Origin of the sequence: Halomonas sp. YLB-10 (assembly GCF_003856855.1) — a bacterium.
In the GTDB taxonomy this organism is placed as follows: Bacteria; Pseudomonadota; Gammaproteobacteria; order Pseudomonadales; family Halomonadaceae; genus Halomonas; species Halomonas litopenaei.
This window is the reverse complement of the sequence record NZ_RRCU01000004.1, coordinates 427,856-444,696: the sequence shown is the minus strand read 5'-3', so window position 1 is coordinate 444,696 and position 16,841 is coordinate 427,856. Positions and strand designations below refer to the sequence as shown.

14 protein-coding genes and 9 pseudogenes are annotated in these 16,841 nt (G+C 52.0%); 8 read left to right on the top strand and 15 right to left on the bottom strand.

Features of this window, described 5'->3' with window-relative positions; translation table 11 throughout:
• Nucleotides 1-72 precede the first annotated feature (72 nt).
• On the top strand, nt 73-1,260 hold the full coding sequence (locus tag EBB56_RS11895) for a glycosyltransferase (RefSeq protein WP_124804450.1): 1,188 nt from the start codon (nt 73-75) through the stop codon (nt 1,258-1,260).
• A complete protein-coding gene (locus EBB56_RS11890; RefSeq protein WP_124804449.1) occupies nt 1,244-2,548 on the top strand; it encodes a PIG-L deacetylase family protein in 1,305 nt (434 codons plus the stop codon). The genes EBB56_RS11895 and EBB56_RS11890 overlap by 17 nt, the downstream gene beginning before the upstream one ends.
• Before the next feature lie 15 nt (nt 2,549-2,563).
• On the opposite strand, the gene EBB56_RS11885 is transcribed toward EBB56_RS11890, so the two are convergent.
• The 9 genes and pseudogenes from EBB56_RS11885 to EBB56_RS22360 form a co-directional block, all read right to left on the bottom strand.
• Nucleotides 2,564-3,913 (bottom strand): O-antigen ligase, encoded by a 1,350-nt coding sequence (locus EBB56_RS11885; RefSeq protein WP_124804448.1) that lies wholly within the window; start codon nt 3,911-3,913, stop codon nt 2,564-2,566.
• Between the two features lie 21 nt (nt 3,914-3,934).
• Nucleotides 3,935-5,209: an exopolysaccharide biosynthesis polyprenyl glycosylphosphotransferase gene (locus EBB56_RS11880; RefSeq protein ID WP_260425345.1), complete on the bottom strand. Its 1,275-nt coding sequence runs from the start codon at nt 5,207-5,209 to the stop codon at nt 3,935-3,937.
• 105 nt (nt 5,210-5,314) lie between these two features.
• Nucleotides 5,315-5,479 (bottom strand): annotated as a pseudogene (locus EBB56_RS22185) (IS3 family transposase); the annotation flags it as partial.
• A gap of 38 nt (nt 5,480-5,517) precedes the next feature.
• Nucleotides 5,518-5,718: pseudogene (locus EBB56_RS11870) on the bottom strand (transposase domain-containing protein); the annotation flags it as partial.
• Between the two features lie 28 nt (nt 5,719-5,746).
• Nucleotides 5,747-6,100, bottom strand: a complete 354-nt coding sequence (locus EBB56_RS22375) for an integrase core domain-containing protein (RefSeq protein WP_409360208.1) — start codon at nt 6,098-6,100, stop codon at nt 5,747-5,749.
• Nucleotides 6,066-6,299 (bottom strand): annotated as a pseudogene (locus EBB56_RS22370) (DDE-type integrase/transposase/recombinase); the annotation flags it as partial. The pseudogene EBB56_RS22370 and the gene EBB56_RS22375, both read right to left, overlap by 35 nt.
• A gap of 239 nt (nt 6,300-6,538) precedes the next feature.
• Entirely contained in the window at nt 6,539-6,850 is a 312-nt protein-coding gene (locus tag EBB56_RS11860) for a DUF1153 domain-containing protein (RefSeq protein WP_124804447.1), read from the bottom strand.
• On the bottom strand, nt 6,759-7,133 hold the full coding sequence (tnpB, locus tag EBB56_RS22365; RefSeq protein WP_409360207.1) for an IS66 family insertion sequence element accessory protein TnpB: 375 nt from the start codon (nt 7,131-7,133) through the stop codon (nt 6,759-6,761). Before tnpB ends, EBB56_RS11860 begins: the two co-directional genes overlap by 92 nt.
• 250 nt (nt 7,134-7,383) lie before the next feature.
• Nucleotides 7,384-7,542: pseudogene (locus EBB56_RS22360) on the bottom strand (transposase); the annotation flags it as partial.
• Here EBB56_RS22360 and EBB56_RS11845 point away from each other — a divergent pair.
• Nucleotides 7,537-8,393: pseudogene (locus EBB56_RS11845) on the top strand (DDE-type integrase/transposase/recombinase); the annotation flags it as partial. The pseudogenes EBB56_RS22360 and EBB56_RS11845 sit on opposite strands and share 6 nt — an antisense overlap.
• On the opposite strand, the gene EBB56_RS11840 reads toward EBB56_RS11845, so the two are convergent.
• A complete protein-coding gene (locus EBB56_RS11840) occupies nt 8,375-9,166 on the bottom strand; it encodes a glycosyltransferase (RefSeq protein ID WP_124804487.1) in 792 nt (263 codons plus the stop codon). The pseudogene EBB56_RS11845 and the gene EBB56_RS11840 sit on opposite strands and share 19 nt — an antisense overlap.
• 369 nt (nt 9,167-9,535) lie before the next feature.
• Here EBB56_RS11840 and EBB56_RS11835 point away from each other — a divergent pair, with 369 nt between their 5' ends.
• The gene (locus tag EBB56_RS11835) at nt 9,536-9,670 is read left to right on the top strand and encodes a transposase (protein ID WP_185696427.1); all 135 of its coding nucleotides are present in this window, start codon (nt 9,536-9,538) and stop codon (nt 9,668-9,670) included.
• A gap of 47 nt (nt 9,671-9,717) precedes the next feature.
• Nucleotides 9,718-9,837: pseudogene (locus EBB56_RS22180) on the top strand (IS3 family transposase); the annotation flags it as partial.
• A 40-nt stretch (nt 9,838-9,877) separates the two neighbouring features.
• Here EBB56_RS22180 and EBB56_RS11830 read toward each other — a convergent pair.
• A pseudogene (locus EBB56_RS11830) lies at nt 9,878-11,418 on the bottom strand (IS3 family transposase).
• Nucleotides 11,419-11,517: 99 nt separating this feature from the next.
• Here EBB56_RS11830 and EBB56_RS22175 point away from each other — a divergent pair.
• Nucleotides 11,518-11,863: pseudogene (locus EBB56_RS22175) on the top strand (IS30 family transposase); the annotation flags it as partial.
• 78 nt (nt 11,864-11,941) lie between these two features.
• Here the strand turns inward: EBB56_RS22175 and EBB56_RS11820 are convergent.
• Both EBB56_RS11820 and EBB56_RS11815 read right to left on the bottom strand, forming a co-directional pair.
• Nucleotides 11,942-13,006, bottom strand: coding sequence for a hypothetical protein (locus EBB56_RS11820; protein ID WP_124804445.1), 1,065 nt, complete (start codon nt 13,004-13,006; stop codon nt 11,942-11,944).
• Complete coding sequence (locus EBB56_RS11815; RefSeq protein ID WP_124804444.1) at nt 12,999-14,153, bottom strand: glycosyltransferase; 1,155 nt, start codon at nt 14,151-14,153, stop codon at nt 12,999-13,001. The genes EBB56_RS11820 and EBB56_RS11815 overlap by 8 nt, the downstream gene beginning before the upstream one ends.
• 263 nt (nt 14,154-14,416) lie before the next feature.
• On the opposite strand from EBB56_RS11815, the gene EBB56_RS22170 reads away from it, so the two are divergent.
• Together EBB56_RS22170 and EBB56_RS11810 are read left to right on the top strand one after the other, a co-directional pair.
• Nucleotides 14,417-14,551, top strand: coding sequence for a hypothetical protein (locus tag EBB56_RS22170; protein WP_260425351.1), 135 nt, complete (start codon nt 14,417-14,419; stop codon nt 14,549-14,551).
• On the top strand, nt 14,520-14,921 hold the full coding sequence (locus tag EBB56_RS11810; RefSeq protein ID WP_124804443.1) for a helix-turn-helix domain-containing protein: 402 nt from the start codon (nt 14,520-14,522) through the stop codon (nt 14,919-14,921). Before EBB56_RS22170 ends, EBB56_RS11810 begins: the two co-directional genes overlap by 32 nt.
• Before the next feature lie 41 nt (nt 14,922-14,962).
• On the opposite strand, the gene EBB56_RS11805 is transcribed toward EBB56_RS11810, so the two are convergent.
• Nucleotides 14,963-15,247, bottom strand: a complete 285-nt coding sequence (locus EBB56_RS11805; RefSeq protein ID WP_124804442.1) for an integrase core domain-containing protein — start codon at nt 15,245-15,247, stop codon at nt 14,963-14,965.
• A gap of 18 nt (nt 15,248-15,265) precedes the next feature.
• Nucleotides 15,266-16,806 (bottom strand): annotated as a pseudogene (locus tag EBB56_RS11800) (IS3 family transposase).
• Nucleotides 16,807-16,841: the final 35 nt, after the last annotated feature.

Below are 16,841 nucleotides of genomic sequence, written 5' to 3'. Positions count from 1 at the left end.
TTTCGGCCATTCGCGCCGACCAATCACCTGCTAAACTAACGAAAAATCGAAGAAAAAGCTGGGACTGGGAATATGAAGGACAACAAGCGTGTTCTGCTCGTACTGAGAAGAATGGGCATGGGCGGGATAGAGCAGGCCACACGAAACCTGGCAAGGGAGCTGCAAAGCGCCGGCCACGAGGCTCACCTGCTGGTCCTCAAGGGCACAGCCCCATCAGCCGATAGAGAAACCTGCTGGCTCCACCAATACGATGTTGATCGTGAGAGCCGCCAGGGGATAGGTCGCTTCACCCATCTTGCCGACAAGGCGCTGTTGTCTCCTCTTATCAAGCAGTCGGGGTTCGTCTGGCGCGGCAGGCGCTGCTCAAATGCCTTCAAACACTATGTGGCAACACTGGAAGCTCAGCATGGGCGTTTCGACCTTATCCTGATTCGAGGCCAGGGCGCCTTCGAGAACCTCTGGGCGTTCGATGACGAACGCACCTGGCGCGTCGTCGAAGCCGTGACAGGGCGATTTCCAAACACCGCCAAAGGCCGCTGGCTGACGAGAACCTTGTACCAGGGCAAGCAACTACTTCACGTCTCCAGAGGGGTACAGCAGGAAGTCGGCGACTATCTGGAGCGCCAAGGGGTCGAGCCCAGCAGAAGCGAACTTCTCTACAACGCGGTACCGATCGAAGACATACGCTGTAAGGCAACAGAACCGGCAGAACCGGCCATCCCCAGACCCTACCTGGTACATGTTGCGCGACTCGTTCCAGTGAAGAACCAGCAGCGGCTGCTCAAGGCCTACCACCTGGCGGTGAATCAAGGCCTCGACCACGATCTGGTGATCATCGGCGATGGCTCCGAACGTCGCCATCTGGAAGAGATGACCCTGGAGCTCGGTCTTGCCTCCCGTATCCACTTTCTGGGCCAACGGGACAACCCCTACCCTTGGATGAAAGACGCAACCGCCCTGGTGCTCAGCTCCGACTTCGAGGGGCTCGGTATCGTCTTGGTCGAAGCCCTGGCCATCGGCACCCAGTGCGTCGCTTGCAAGGTACCAGGCGGCATCAGCGAGGTGTTGACGGGCCCACAGGCTAGATTGCTGGCCGAGCCCAGCGATGCTGGCCTTGCCGAAAAGCTTTTGGAAGCCGTTAAAGACCCTGTCATCATCGACGAGAAGATGATCAAAGCATTTGAACCGCAAAGCGTTATCGCGCAACTTATGGCACTGACAGAAGCCCCTTCGGAACACCTCTATGCCCATCCAGCGTGACCACCACTTACCCCTTGCACCCGATTGGGAGTGCAAGGCCACCATCGACGACAATGGCATCATTCAGTTGGCTGACCCAGCCATTGCCGCACTGAGCACAGGCGACGTTCGGCCCAACACCTGGATGCTGGAGGTACGTTACCGGGCAACGTCCCGCTGGAAGTTGCCTGCAGTCACAATCATCGACCGAAGCAACAGCCAACCTACGGAACGCTTTACCCAGTATCTCGAGCCCAATCAGACCGGCAAGCGCTTGATCAACCTCACAGGCATCGAGTCACTCGACCAACTTCAGCTAAAGCTTAAACATCTGACGCTTGAGGGGGACGCCACCTTACTCGGCTGCCGCAACCCAGACTTGGCGAGCGGACCGATCCTTATCATCGCTCCCCACCCTGATGACGCCGAACTCGCTGCCTTCGGTGTCTACAGCCAGTACCCCAAAAACACCTGGATCGTCACCCTCACCGCGGGCGAGCGCCTTAAGCGCCTCGACAAGCAATATTGGCCAGGGCTCGACGATTCACTCGCAGAAGCCTCACAACGAAAGGGCTTTGTTCGCGCCTGGAATAGTGCCACCACCCCGCTGCTCGCCGGTGTGCCGGCAGAGCAACTCATCATGCTAGGCTACTTCAACGACACTCTTGCAGAGCTGTATGAGAAGCCACACACCGCCGTGCCCTCACACTCGGCACCGACGCTCACGCCCGACGCCTATCGCCAGTGGAACAGACTGTCTCTCCCAACGGATGGGCAAGTGCAAAATACTGGAGAAAATCTCCAGAGCGACCTTTCATCGCTACTGAACAAAATCAAACCGACAACCATCATCACGCCCCACACAGACCTCGACCCTCACGCCGACCATATCGCCAGCACCCGACACCTGCAGGCAGCCATCGAGCAAAGCGGGCACGCCCCTGACCACCTGTTGCTCTACGCCAACCATCTGAAGAGCACCCGTGGCTTCCCAAGAGGTCCCGCTCACGCGGCAACAGGCGTATGGCCAATCCAAACCAGCACATCGTTACCTCAAGACGACAGCATCGCCAGCTTCCCGCTAAGCATCGAAGTCCAGAAACAAAAAGCCCTGGCACTGCACTCCATGCACGATCTTGGAGGCACGCCAGGGCTTGAGCGACAACTGAAACGAAAGCTGAAGAGGTTATTGAGCGGAATCCCCTGTAAAGACTGGAGTGACTATGGTGGTCACGACTTCTTCCAGACCCATATCAAGGCACACGAAAATTTCGTGCTACAGGAAATAGACCAAAACTGGCTGACCTGAGTGATCATCAAGAAGTTAGCTTCCTTGGAGTGGGAAAACCGATTTACCTGTCTCCAGCTGCCACCGCCAGATAAAGGTGACCACCACCCCCATCACAACATTTTGTATGTAGGACCCTGTCCAAAAGAAGCTATAGGATTCAAATAGGCTGACGATAAAGTAGTAGACAAAAAATGCCCAACCAAACGCAAAAACCTCCGTTGGCATAACGCCAGCACGCCAGGCTTTCCAGCTTCCTAACCCAGTCCAGATAACAAGAACAATAATGACGGATAACCCCAGCAAACCATAGCTCACGACAAAGTCCAGTAGGGTATTGTGAAGATGTCCATACCTATCCTTGACCGATTGGGGCAGCCATTCAGTATGGTCAATTACTAACCCTCTCGCATCTCCTCCCCAGCCGACGATTGGACGTTCCGCGAACCACTCGAGGCCAGCACGCCAAGTGTGAAGACGGTTGCCGATACTACTATAAGGTACTTCTTCCCAGTTACCTTGCCAGGCATTGACCATAACCGAATTTTCAGATGCAAGACGTCTTTCGAAAGTGTCTTTGAAGACGATGCCTGACGTGCCAAGAATCGCGAGAATACACGCGAGTGCTACGATTCCCTGCCTTTTGATACTTCTCGAAACAGTCCCTTTGAAGATCACTATTAAAAACACAAGAATCGCCAGAAACGTGGTTACTGTCAGCGACAACCACACCGCCCGAGTCTGGGTCACGAAAACACCCAGCAGGCAAACCGCAAATGAAACGACCCAAAAAGGAACCGTCAATACGGATAATCGTCCAAGTGAAAAGCAACGCCTAGAAAAGCACAACAAACCAATAACAGCCACGCCAAAAAACATGGCAGTATGTTGGGCATTTCTTATATCAAGGTCAATTCTTTGCCCCTGAAGGCCACGCCACCACTGTTCAATCGCCCCTTCAAAAAGAAAGCATGTTGCCACAAAGCCGATTAATGAGAGCAGCAACATGGTCCACACATTCTTACGCATACCACCAAGCCAGAATGCGACACCTACGAACAAAAACCACTTACCAAGTCGATCCAACTCGGGGTTGTCTGGTAACCAATTTGGATGGTGATAATACCCTGCCCCCCAACTCAGCAGTTGAGCAATCAAAACACCGAGCAGACACCAGAAAACCATACTGGTTCGAAGCGTCTTCCCCTTCCACAGAATCAGAACCAATGCCAGCAAGGCTATAACTGTTCCTGCCTTTTGGCCAATATCAGGAAGCCATATACGAAGACCACCATAGATAAACGTCAGAGCAAGACAAAAAGTATACATCCACTTCGGTGTAGAAGTAGAAGAGAAAGCAACATTACAATCTTTTACTTGAAGCATTTGTTATCGACCAAAATAATTTTATCTTGCACCGTCACCGGTAAACACCGTCTTTACGGTTTTGAACAAAACAAGAACATCTAACCAAAGAGAGAAATGCTTTATATAATAAAAATCGTACTGTAGCTTTTCAATCATACCTTCAACTTCCGCCGCATACCCCTGCTCTACTTGTGCCCACCCTGAAATACCTGGACGGACGACATGGCGATACCTAAAAAAAGGCACATCTCTTTCATACCATTCGGAGAGTTCCATCGACTCTGGCCGAGGACCAATAAAACTCATCTCCCCCTTAATCACATTAAAAATCTGGGGCAGTTCGTCTATCCTGAACTTCCTAATCACTTTTCCGACTCGTGTTATACGTGGATCGTGCTCCCCGTCAGTAAATCCCTTCCCCGCCTTACCCACATACATACTACGAAACTTGTAAACCTCGAACGCCTCCCCTCTGTACCCCATCCTTTTCTGCCGAAAAATAGCAGGACCTTCACTTTCTTTTCGGATCAATACAGCCGTTACCAGCATAATAGGAAGAAAAAGAGGAAGTAGCAATAAAGCAGCAGCCAAATCAATGGCACGCTTTACATTTGAATAAATGGCAGAAGGCATCAAAGAACCAAATTCATTTTCGGAAAGATGGTCGACCCTAACCTTGCCAGTCATTGACTCTTGAATTTGCCTTACATGATATACAGGAATTCTACATAGTGTGCACTCAGCCAAGAACCTTTCCCACTTCGCACCCAAGTTATCGTTTCTTAAATCTGCAACTATCGCATCGTAACGCACCCCATCTGGCTCTGGTGAAATTAGACGTCTCAATTCTATCCTTGAGTGCGACTCCATGTCCAAAGCATTACCGATTGGGACGACACCAATCTTCAATTGCCGATAGCGTCGCCCTATAAAGTAACCTGAAAAAAACCAGACAAGACACGCCAAGTATCCCATAAAAAGAACTTGCCGTGTATAGGCCTCCCTCGTGAAAAGCAAAATAGCAACAATGACAAGAAATGCCAAACTTACCGTCGGCGCAACATAAGCAGCTACACGTACACCAGGAAATCTCGTGAACCTACGCAAGAAAAATGTAATTATTAAGAAAGATAAAGCAATAGCACTTACGGTATTAATACGGTTGTCGCTAAGATTGTTCCAAAACCCCCAACCCCACCTTTCCAGAGAAGGAAAAATAACAACAAAAGGCAACCCAAATAAAATCTGAAAAGGCACACCCAACAGTAACTTCTCATACCATCTTGAATGACGACGTTCATAGGTATAGCTCACAAAACCACCCTAACAATACGTGAAAATTAATTAAAAAAATAGACGTGAAATATTTATCTATTTTTATATTTAATTCATATTCATATATGAATCTCCCCGAGTGTTCTAGACACACGCTAGGATCAGGGCATAACGCTGTTCGTACTCAATAGGAGATAGACCATAATTTGTGCCGTGACAGCACCTTGGATTGTAGAGCATTACGATATAGTCGAACACACCGCTAAAAGCAGCATCTCGAGTAGAATAGATCCGTCGCTTTATGCGTTTTTCGCTGTAAGCGGCTGGCCATCACCCATTGCGAGTGATCAGTCGCCTGGCTGCCAGTGCTGAGGCAGCAGCTCGTGGATCTGACTGTCCTTCTGGGTTGGCAGCCGAGCCAGTACGCCTTTCAGGTAGGCATGCGGTTCATGGCCGTTCAGCTTGGCAGTCTGGATCAGGCTCATGATGTTGGCAGCGCGCTGGCCGCTGCGCAGTGAGCCCGCAAATAGCCAGTTGCTGCGTCCGAGTGTAATGCCCCCCTGGTTTCTGCACACCTCATCCAGTTAATGCGAGGTGTGCTCGGGGTGCCACATAGCCCAGAGAATGAGGTGGTCGCTCTTCGTTGTAATACCGGATCCAGCGATCGATCACGACTCTGGCTTGGCCCAGCGACTCGAAGCGATGCTGCCAGATGCACTCCTCCTTCAAGGACCGGAAGAAGCGCTCCACGAGGACGTTCTGTTCCGGTGTATACGGCGTAGTGGACTCCTGGGTGAGACCATAGGCCTTCACCGTGCCCGTGTAGTGCCGGCCTGAAGACCGGGCCGTTGTCGGAGCGAAGTGCCAGCGCCCCCAGTCGATAGAGCAGCGCCTCCTCCAGAGCGGCCTCAGCGGTCTTACTGCTGCCATTGTCCGATAGTCGCCGGCCGAGGATCTCTCTTGTGCAGCAGTCGATGATCACCGCCAGGCTGGCTCGCCGATCCTTTCCACACCACACGTGCGTGAGATCCGTCGCCCAGCATTCATCAGGCCGTGACGTGACTGACGGCAAGCTCTTGGCACGCGGTCGGAAGCCTTGTGGCCGCTTGCGTACCTGCCAGCCTTTCATTTGCAGGATGCGCTGGATCGGCTTGCGGTTCTCTCCTAAGACGCACGCCAGGCGGCGATAGCCATAGGTGGGGAACCACTCCAGGGCCAGTTTCACCCGCACCGCCAAGTCGGCATTGATGGCACGCTTCCGCGATTTGGGCCGATAATACAGGCCGCGCCGGGGGAATCCCAGCCAGCGGCAGAGCTTGACGAGCGATACCACATGGCCTTCCTCGGCCAGTTGCGCCTGCAGCGACCTTACGAGTTCTCGTCCTCGTCGAGCAGGCGCTTGAATTTTTTTAGCGCATAGATCTGCAGATGGGCCTCACCCAATGCCTCCTTGGTCTCCCGGAGCTCGGACTCATACTGCTCACGGATGTCCTTGGGGCGGGCCTTGAACCCGTTTTCCATGCTGCGCTGGGCCTCATCGACCCAGCCCTCGATCTCAGAGACAGTGAGATCGTACTGGCGAGCCACTTCAGCCGTCGTGGTCTTGCCCTTGAAGATGTCCACGACCACGGCGGCCTTGCGCTTCGCGGTCCACCGTTTGATGGAGTTGCCGTCGCTCATCCTGTCCTCCTGATGACTGCACTATACCCTGTGCAGCTATGGAGGGAGTCACTTCAGTCACTTGCTCCGGCGATAGTTCCACCCGGTCGCCGTGCCCGCTGCCGGCCCAGTGGAACTTGCCCTGGTTCAAGCGCCGGGCGCACAGCCAGATTCCCAGGCCATCATGAACCAGCACTTTCATGCGGTTGCCGCGCCGGTTGGCGAACAGATAGGCGCAGTGCGGCCGGGCGGTGCCGAACACCGTCACCACCCGCGCCAGGGCGGTATCGGGACCGGCGCGCATCCAGCGGCTCGGTGGCCAACCAGATCTCATCGATACGGCTCATGACAGCAGATCCCGAAGCATCGTCCGAAAGCTCTCGGCGGCTGACACGGGCCACTCCACGGTCACTGCCCCCCGAGAGTGCGGGATCGGGAGTCGTATACACTCCGTCTCCTGATGCTGGGTGGCCGCAGGAGCCAAGGGACTTGCCATAGGTAGCGGGACAAACGGTGGGGTGTCCCCCCCCCGGCTTCCGCCGACGAGCATCACGGATCCACTTGTGTACCAGGTCGGCGTTCAGGCTATGTTCCAAGGCAACCCCAGCCACGGAGGCATCGGGTTGCTGGCATGCTTCGACGACCTTGGCCTTGAACGCAGCGGTGAATCGGCGACGCTTCCGGGGCGTTGCCAACACGCTTAACTCACTCATGGTAGGTGTCCACTTATGAATAGGTTGACACCTACCGTCTCGGAACTCAGCGTTAGATGGGTTCACCGGACGCTTACCGAACTCCTTCGTCTCGGGCTCGACGACCTGCTCGTCGTCGCCCGGGAGTTCTTGCACCCCACGCTATCCAGAGCGGCGCTTCACCGGATGTTGAAACGCCGCCAGGTACCTACCTTGGCCCAATTGGCTAAGAGGGACCAGGAGGGCAAGAAGGAAGCGCCCAAGCCCTTTCGAGACTACGAACCGGGCTACCTCCATATCGATATCAAGTATCTACCGCAGATGCCTGATGAGACGCAGCGCCGCTATCTGTACGTTGCCATCGACCGTGCTACGCGCTGTGTCTACCTGGAGCTGCGCTCCAGCCAGGCGGCAAGCGATGCTGAAGCGTTTTTTCACCGGGTCGTTGAGAAGGCGCCGTTCAAGGTCCAAAAGGTGCTGACGGACAATGGCAAAAGCTTCACGGATCGCTTCACCTCTGGTGGAGAGCGCAAGCCTACCGGACAGCATCCGTTTGACCAAGCATGTGCAGAGTACCACGTGGAGCACTGCCTGATTCGACCGGGCCACCCTCAAACCAACGAAATGGTCGAACGCTTCAATGGCCGTATCAGTGTGACGTCTTGGCAACGCGTCGCTATGTCTCCGGAGACGACCTGGAGCAAACGCTAAAACGGTACTGCTGGCTGTATAATCATCACATCCCGCAGAAGGCATTGAAGCACCAAGCCCCCATTTCTGCGATGAAAGACTGGCAGAACCGGCGTCCTGAGCTATTGACCAAGCGTGTAATTATTCATCCGGGACCTAACATCTATCGAGCTAACTTATAAGCAATTTTTTTTACCCAAGCGGGAGAAAGGCGTAGGACACACCTAATCATTACATTTCGAAAAAAACCAAACCAAGATATCATATTATATTTTTTTTGCATCAAAATTATACTCAGCTCTCCCTTCAAAAATTTCTTCCCCCTCCTTTCATAGAAACCATCACCGGTGCGCATCATCAAAAGAACTTCAGGAAAATTAGCAAATCGGTACCCCAAAAATAGCATTCTAACCCAAAGAGCATAGTCTTCGGGATACTTATCAGGATAGCCACCTGACTCAACAACAGAACTTTTCCTAAACACTGAAGCAGGGTGGTTAATTGGCGACCGCTTTCTTGAGAAATTCAGAATTTCTTCATGCCCCACAGGAATCTCCCTTATGCCGTAAACATCTTTTAAATCTTCGCCCCTTTCCTCTATAAAACAGCTAGATACATCAACATTCTGTGCTTTCTCCATAAAGTTTATTTGCTTTAAAAACCTTGTGGGAAGCGAAATATCGTCAGTATCCATTCGAGCGATTAAATCATATCTACAAACTTCAATACCTTTATTCAGCGCTTCCGCCAACCCAACGTTTCTCTCTATAGCAAGTACAGTAAACAAACTCTCGCCTAGCCTTTCTTCCCATTCACCCAAAACATCGTTCAGAGGTGACGTCAAAGGCCCATCCTTAACTATTACTATCTGATCTGGCTTGAGTTCTTGATCATCCCAAACACTCCGTAAAGAACTATGCAAGTAGTCTGGGTTTTCTTTATAATAAACCGACATTAAAACAGAAAAGGGCACTAGAAAACCTCACTTTGAAGAAAATCATGGTAACTGTTAGCGTTACAATCCGATAATTATCTCATGAATCTATAAATTAAAATTCAGAGACGATGAAGTTGTGGGATTGCAGCGCACCTTAAGTGTATGGTAGCGGACAGGAGGCGCTCTCAATGAGCAACGGCAACACCTGATCGATCAGGTACGCTATCGCTATGATTCATTGCTACCACCACCTTACCGCTGAAGAACGTGCCAGCAACATGCTGATGCGTGAAAGTCACTCGATATGCCCCATCGACAAGTACTGAAGTGGTCCAATTGGAGCGGGACGCCCCGATAAGCCTCATACTGGAGGCGATGGAGGTGTTCATGACCAAAAAGACTCGACGTCGGTATTCCGATGAATTCGAGGCGGACGCGGTGAGGCTTGTGACCGAGCAGGGGTATTCCGTATCCGAGGCTGCCCGGCGCCTGGGGGTTGACCGTAGCCTGATGGACCGCTAGTGCCGCAAGCACCGTCAGCAACTTGAAAAGGATATTCTGAAAAAGGCGGTGTACTTCGCGAAAAGCCTGAAGTGAAGTACGCCTTCATCGAGCAGCATCGTCAGGCCTTCAGCATTCAACGGATGTGTGCGTTTCTCGGTGTCGCCCGCAGCCGCTACTACGCCTGGCGACTGCTGCAATGCCTGTCAAGCTTGTTGGAACGCGGGATCACGCGGCTTCTAAACGCTGATCCTGCATGAAGATTGGATCTTCCTGATCGGGGTTCAGCCAGGCCGTCCGACGTGGCGTCCAGTTGCGGGTAGCGCCGCTCCACCGTCCGGGATGTTGCCGTTTCGCCTCAGCATAGATGGCATCCCGCCTTGCCAGAACCTCGTCATCCTGGGCGGCATGCCGCTCCTCTGGGATGACGAAGCGGATGGCGCTGTGGCGGTGCTCGTGGTTGTACCAGCGCAAGAAGCCGGTCACCCACTGCTGCGCCGCTGACAGGCTCTCGTAGCCGTCCGATGGGTAGTCAGGCCGGTACTTGCATGTCCTGAAAATGCGTTGTCATTAGAGACTCTGGGGCGGCTGTACGACGGGATGATGTTCAGTCGCTGCAAGTGTCGCCTGAAGCGTCGACCCTTTCATGGCGGAGCCATTATCAGCATGCAACACCAATGGTTTGTTGATGCAGCCTTCGCGTAACACGGCGCGCTGGATGACCTCGCTGCTGTTGCCCATGGACTCCTGATCGAAGACCTCGGCATCAACGATCTTGCCGTAGTATATGTCGACGATCATGTAGAGGTAGTAGAACTGCCCACGCACCCGGGTCGGTAAGTACGTCACGCCCCTACTCCAACAGGCATTGGGGCGTGTCTCGCGGTGTCGCTAAGGATCCCCCTTTGGGCGTGGGGTACGAGCGCGGCCACCACTGGTGCTACTCGCCGCACTCCCGGAGGATGCGGTAGTAGCCGGACTCTGACGCCACGTATAGCCCTACCTCGTCCAGCAGCCGCGGCACGATCTGCCCGGGCGGCAGGCTGGCAAACTCGGGACGATGACAAATCTCCAGCACTTGCTGACGCTCTTCAGATGACAGGGCATGGCGTGGGGCAGGTCGCACGTCCAGAGGCCGGCGATCTTGACCGCCCCGACCCCAGCGGCGGTAGGTGTTGGTACCGATGCTGAACTCTGCGCACGCGGTTTGCAGGCGGGCTCCCTCGGCACGCGCCTCATCTATCAGCTGTACGGCGTCCTAGCGATCTGAAGTGCTGATCATTCGTCCTCGTCCCTCCAGATCGCTCGGGCCTTTTTTCGTAGCGCCAAGAGAGCTGCGGTTTACGCGAGAGCGGGCTCCTTGCGGCGCAGCTCACGCTTGAGATCCTTGTTTTCCTGGCGGTCCGCCTTGCGGGCTTCATTCTGCTGCTTGGAGGTGACTTCACTCCGGCGTCGACACCTTCGCAGCTCACCCGCCAGCGCTGAATCTGTTCAGGATAGAGGCCGCGCTGCCGGCAGTTCTCGGCACGCTCCGCTTCAGTGAGGGCCGCCGCCTCCAGCACGGCGTGGAACTTGTCCTGCGAACTCCAGCCCTCGGGATCATCGCTCTGGTCAGGTAGCAAACGGCCCGCTTGGCGAGCCTTCTTACGCCAGTTGTATAGCGTGGCTGCTGAGATGCCTTCTTCTTAGGCCAACTCCGCCACTGTGCGGTTATGCGGCGGGAGCAGCTTCTTGAGGATGGCTTCTCGGCGCTCGTCGGAGTACTTCATTGGAACCTCATCACGCCCCACATGGTTCAGAGTCTAACAGCTGCTGAGGCTCCAACTAGCTTGGCAGTGGGGGCCTCCAACTAGCTTGACGGTCGGGGGATGGTCGGCTTTAGTGACAAATTGAACCGTGTTCCACGCTCACTTAGGGTGTCGATGACCTACGACCAAGGGAGCGAGATGGTCAAGCATGCCGAAATAACCCAACGTACCGGGACAGCCATCTACTTCGCCGATCCACACAGCCCGTAGCAACGTGGGACGAACGAGAATACCAATGGTCTGCTTTGACAGTATCTGCCCAAGGGAACGGACCTATCGACCTACACCCAGGAGGAGCTCGGTGAGATCGCAGACACACGCAGAGACGTTGAACGCCAAGACGCCTCTGGAGGTATACGCGGAGGTTCTCCAGAAGTCAGTGCCCATATCTCCGACACTCCAATAGTGTTGTGCTTGTAGTTAGAGACCTCCTCTTTACACCACTGCACTATAGCCAATTTGCTCAGTTATAGGGCGAGTCATTTCAACGATTAGACGAACACCTTGCCTGAAAAACAAAAAACGTCACTAACAAACCAACGAACACTAGGACAACAATATCAACAAAATATGACCCAAAGCTTCTTCTTACAAAATATGGTCCATATACAACAAAATACATAATAACAGAGTTTTTAATCAAACTTATCTTTACAAAAGAATTTAAAAATCTCGTTGCAAGTATTAATCCGGCCAAAACAAAAATCCCGCAAAAAGAGAAGTACATTGACGAGTTTGACCCATGCCTAATACCACTTGCTATAATATTTTCTGGAAGGCCCATCCTTGCAATAACTTCGATCACACTTACAGATGAAGTTAATGATTTCATCAACGGAATACTCTCAGCCAGCAAAATCTTCATGGGGAATTCCGCTTCCAACGAAAGGTGTGCACCAATATAAATTGGATGTAAATGCTTGAAAAAATAACTATAGTCAGAAAAATAACCGGAAAAAGGTAGAATACCACTACGTAGCGGCTGCAAGATAAAAACAAGAAACAAAACAGCAAAACAGCCGAAAATAATAATCTTAAAAAAAGATTGCTTAGCTATAAAAGGTAGTAACCAGAGCATAATGATCAACAAAACAGGAAATCGGTCAGCTGATACCAGCATCTGAGCAAAAGCTATAAAAAACAAACATAAAAACACTCTATTTCCTGGCCACCTACAAACCAACAATATTAAAAAAAAAGGCATAACAATGGATTTTATATATCCATTCGATACCAAAAAGGGTAATAAAAAGAGTACGAGCGTTATAATTGAAAACATCGGAGATTGGTTTCTTCTTACTCGCAAAATAACTCCCTGTTTCCAACACGCTGCCAAAACCCCAGAACCTAAAAGACAATGTCCTATAAAAAAAATAAAAAAATCATTACTAGATATAGAGAAAGTATTAAAAAAATGCAGCCTAATCGCACCTTCAGATAATGAGTAGAGATATGGTAGGCCATAAAAAGCCAAAGGAAATACGAGATAAAACACCAAAAACAAACGGGTAACTTCGAGATATACAAATCTCCCAGACGACTTAGTCATTGCTTTGTTCCATAACATCATCAAGAACAGACTTCCACGCCGCTAAAATAGAATCTCTCCCCATATCTTCAATAGCGCGCTCTCTATTTTTCTCACCAAGAGTTACCCTTTCTTCTATTGGCATACTAAACAATTCTTCAATAAATTCAGCACATTCCTCAAAGCTAAACTCTTTTCCTTTATCAACTATAAAAACGCCCGGATAATCCTCTATATACCGACTATCTGGACGACTAACTGCTACAACTAGACACCCTTGTAACAACGCCTCTGCCATAGATCTCTGAAAACCCTCTAAGCGAGATAATGACAAAAAAATATCACCAACAACATAGTGTTTGAAAGGCTCAGCAACAATACCTTTGTAACAATCCCCTAAAGAAACTACAAGTTCATTAATATTATCATCCAATCCCAGCCCTCCATAAACACAAGCCCTGGACCTTAATTGAAAAGGTAAATTTTCTATCACACTAGCAACACGATCGGCCCCCTTTCGATAATTCCATGTGCCAGTAACGTGTAAGGACGACATTGCGCTAGGATAATTTAAATAATGATTTTCTACATCGAAATGGTTGGGAATTACACAGCCTGGTGATTGACGGTTTATCGGAACCAAATAAACAACTCTTTTAACCACCCAATCGTAAAAACGTTTTTCAAGATATCCTTTAACACCTTTTTCCAAAACCTTACCTAAAGGCTCGTTAGCTCTTCTTATATATACTACATGCCCCCTATTAATTATTGGAAAATAAAATGGCTGGGTTATAACAACAACCAAGCCTTTATTAACAAGTTGTAAAAAATTGCACTTCAGGTTAAACAATAACAGCAGGACAAAAAACCTTAATATTCTTAAAAAACAATATAGCCTCGCATATTTCACAGCTTTTTTCTTTATATTGAACCTCCACAATGTATTGCTTTTCCCGGCCGCTACGGCATCGTTTTGACTATTTTCATTAGTTGACTCTATTTTTTTTCTTAAATTATTAGTCACCTCAACTTTATAAATCTCACTTAATAGCTCGGATAGACTCTTCATAGAACTTGGTGGACCGATCTGAAATGAAAAATCTCCTAGGTATGCTACATACACATCTAACTTAAAAAAATGACTAATGCGGCGCAGTAAGCTCATATACATATTTAAATCTATCAGAAAAGAAATTTATAAAAATTAAAAGGGAAGAAATTGACACTCTAAGAAAAACACTTTTAACGTGGCAAAAAATGTCGGTCTCGACACCTATAAAGCATTTGCATACACCTTCAGTAACACCTTGGCCTTCAATGTCTTTCTGAATAACGCCGGGCTTCTTAGATACCTCCGCGCCTTATATTAGACGTTCCCCAGCCCTTAAAAAATCTATGGCATATTATTTTAGCATAGGAGGAATTTCTATGAATAATCAGAGATATACCCCTGAATTCAAGGACGATGTGGCTCAGCAGGGCGGTCTCAATGAGCAAGTGCAACACCTGATCGATCAGGTACGCTATCGCTATGACTCATTGCTACCACCACCGTACCGCTGAAGAACGCGCCACCATCATGCTGATGCGGGAAGGTCACTCGATACGCTCCATCGCCAAGTACCTTGGGGGAGCTTCCAGCACGATTTCTCGGGAACTGGCTCGGCATACGGTACCTTCTCATGCGGGCTATGATGCCAGTCTGGCGGGTTTCAGGGCCACGCTAACCCGACATCGAGCACGACGACAATCTAAGTTGCGCCTTGATACGCCTCTCTTCGACCTGGTGACCTACCTGTTGCGCAAGTACTGGTCTCCTAGGCAGATAGCCATCACACTGAAGCGCATGTATCCAAATGACCGTAACCTTCCCCTGTTCAAGGTCCGTCCACAATGTGAGAAACCGCCCCTTCATGCACACCGCTGGGCATAGCCGACGGGCGGAATATAGCCCAGTGAGCTGTGCGGTCTGACTTAGTTGTAGTAGGCTCTCCATTGGTCGATTTCATGCCGGGCATCGGTGAGGCTCAGAAACCAGTGCTGATTGAGACAGCCATCCCGGAATTTCCCGTTGAAGCTCTCGATAAAGGCATTCTGTGTCGGCTTGCCCGGTTGGATGAAGGCCGGCGTGACCTTTCGCTTACGCGCCCAGAAGAACATCGCCTTGCCGGTCAGCTCGGGGCCGTTATCGCAGACAATCGAGGCAGGCAGCGAGCGCTGTTGCGCGACCTCGTCCAGGAACCTGGCGATGCCTGTCAAGCTTGTTGGAACGCGGGATCACGCGGCTTCTAAACGCTGATCCTGCATGAAGATTGGATCTTCCTGATCGGGGTTCAGCCAGGCCGTCCGACGTGGCGTCCAGTTGCGGGTAGCGCCGCTCCACCGTCCGGGATGTTGCCGTTTCGCCTCAGCATAGATGGCATCCCGCCTTGCCAGAACCTCGTCATCCTGGGCGGCATGCCGCTCCTCTGGGATGACGAAGCGGATGGCGCTGTGGCGGTGCTCGTGGTTGTACCAGCGCAAGAAGCCGGTCACCCACTGCTGCGCCGCTGACAGGCTCTCGTAGCCGTCCGATGGGTAGTCAGGCCGGTACTTGCATGTCCTGAAAATGCGTTGTCATTAGAGACTCTGGGGCGGCTGTACGACGGGATGATGTTCAGTCGCTGCAAGTGTCGCCTGAAGCGTCGACCCTTTCATGGCGGAGCCATTATCAGCATGCAACACCAATGGTTTGTTGATGCAGCCTTCGCGTAACACGGCGCGCTGGATGACCTCGCTGCTGTTGCCCATGGACTCCTGATCGAAGACCTCGGCATCAACGATCTTGCCGTAGTATATGTCGACGATCATGTAGAGGTAGTAGAACTGCCCACGCACCCGGGTCGGTAAGTACGTCACGCCCCTACTCCAACAGGCATTGGGGCGTGTCTCGCGGTGTCGCTAAGGATCCCCCTTTGGGCGTGGGGTACGAGCGCGGCCACCACTGGTGCTACTCGCCGCACTCCCGGAGGATGCGGTAGTAGCCGGACTCTGACGCCACGTATAGCCCTACCTCGTCCAGCAGCCGCGGCACGATCTGCCCGGGCGGCAGGCTGGCAAACTCGGGACGATGACAAATCTCCAGCACTTGCTGACGCTCTTCAGATGACAGGGCATGGCGTGGGGCAGGTCGCACGTCCAGAGGCCGGCGATCTTGACCGCCCCGACCCCAGCGGCGGTAGGTGTTGGTACCGATGCTGAACTCTGCGCAGGCGGTTTGCAGGCGGGCTCCCTCGGCACGCGCCTCATCTATCAGCTGTACGGCGTCCTAGCGATCTGAAGTGCTGATCATTCGTCCTCGTCCCTCCAGATCGCTCGGGCCTTTTTTCGTAGCGCCAAGAGAGCTGCGGTTTACGCGAGAGCGGGCTCCTTGCGGCGCAGCTCACGCTTGAGATCCTTGTTTTCCTGGCGGTCCGCCTTGCGGGCTTCATTCTGCTGCTTGGAGGTGACTTCACTCCGGCGTCGACACCTTCGCAGCTCACCCGCCAGCGCTGAATCTGTTCAGGATAGAGGCCGCGCTGCCGGCAGTTCTCGGCACGCTCCGCTTCAGTGAGGGCCGCCGCCTCCAGCACGGCGTGGAACTTGTCCTGCGAACTCCAGCCCTCGGGATCATCGCTCTGGTCAGGTAGCAAACGGCCCGCTTGGCGAGCCTTCTTACGCCAGTTGTATAGCGTGGCTGCTGAGATGCCTTCTTCTTAGGCCAACTCCGCCACTGTGCGGTTATGCGGCGGGAGCAGCTTCTTGAGGATGGCTTCTCGGCGCTCGTCGGAGTACTTCATTGGAACCTCATCACGCCCCACATGGTTCAGAGTCT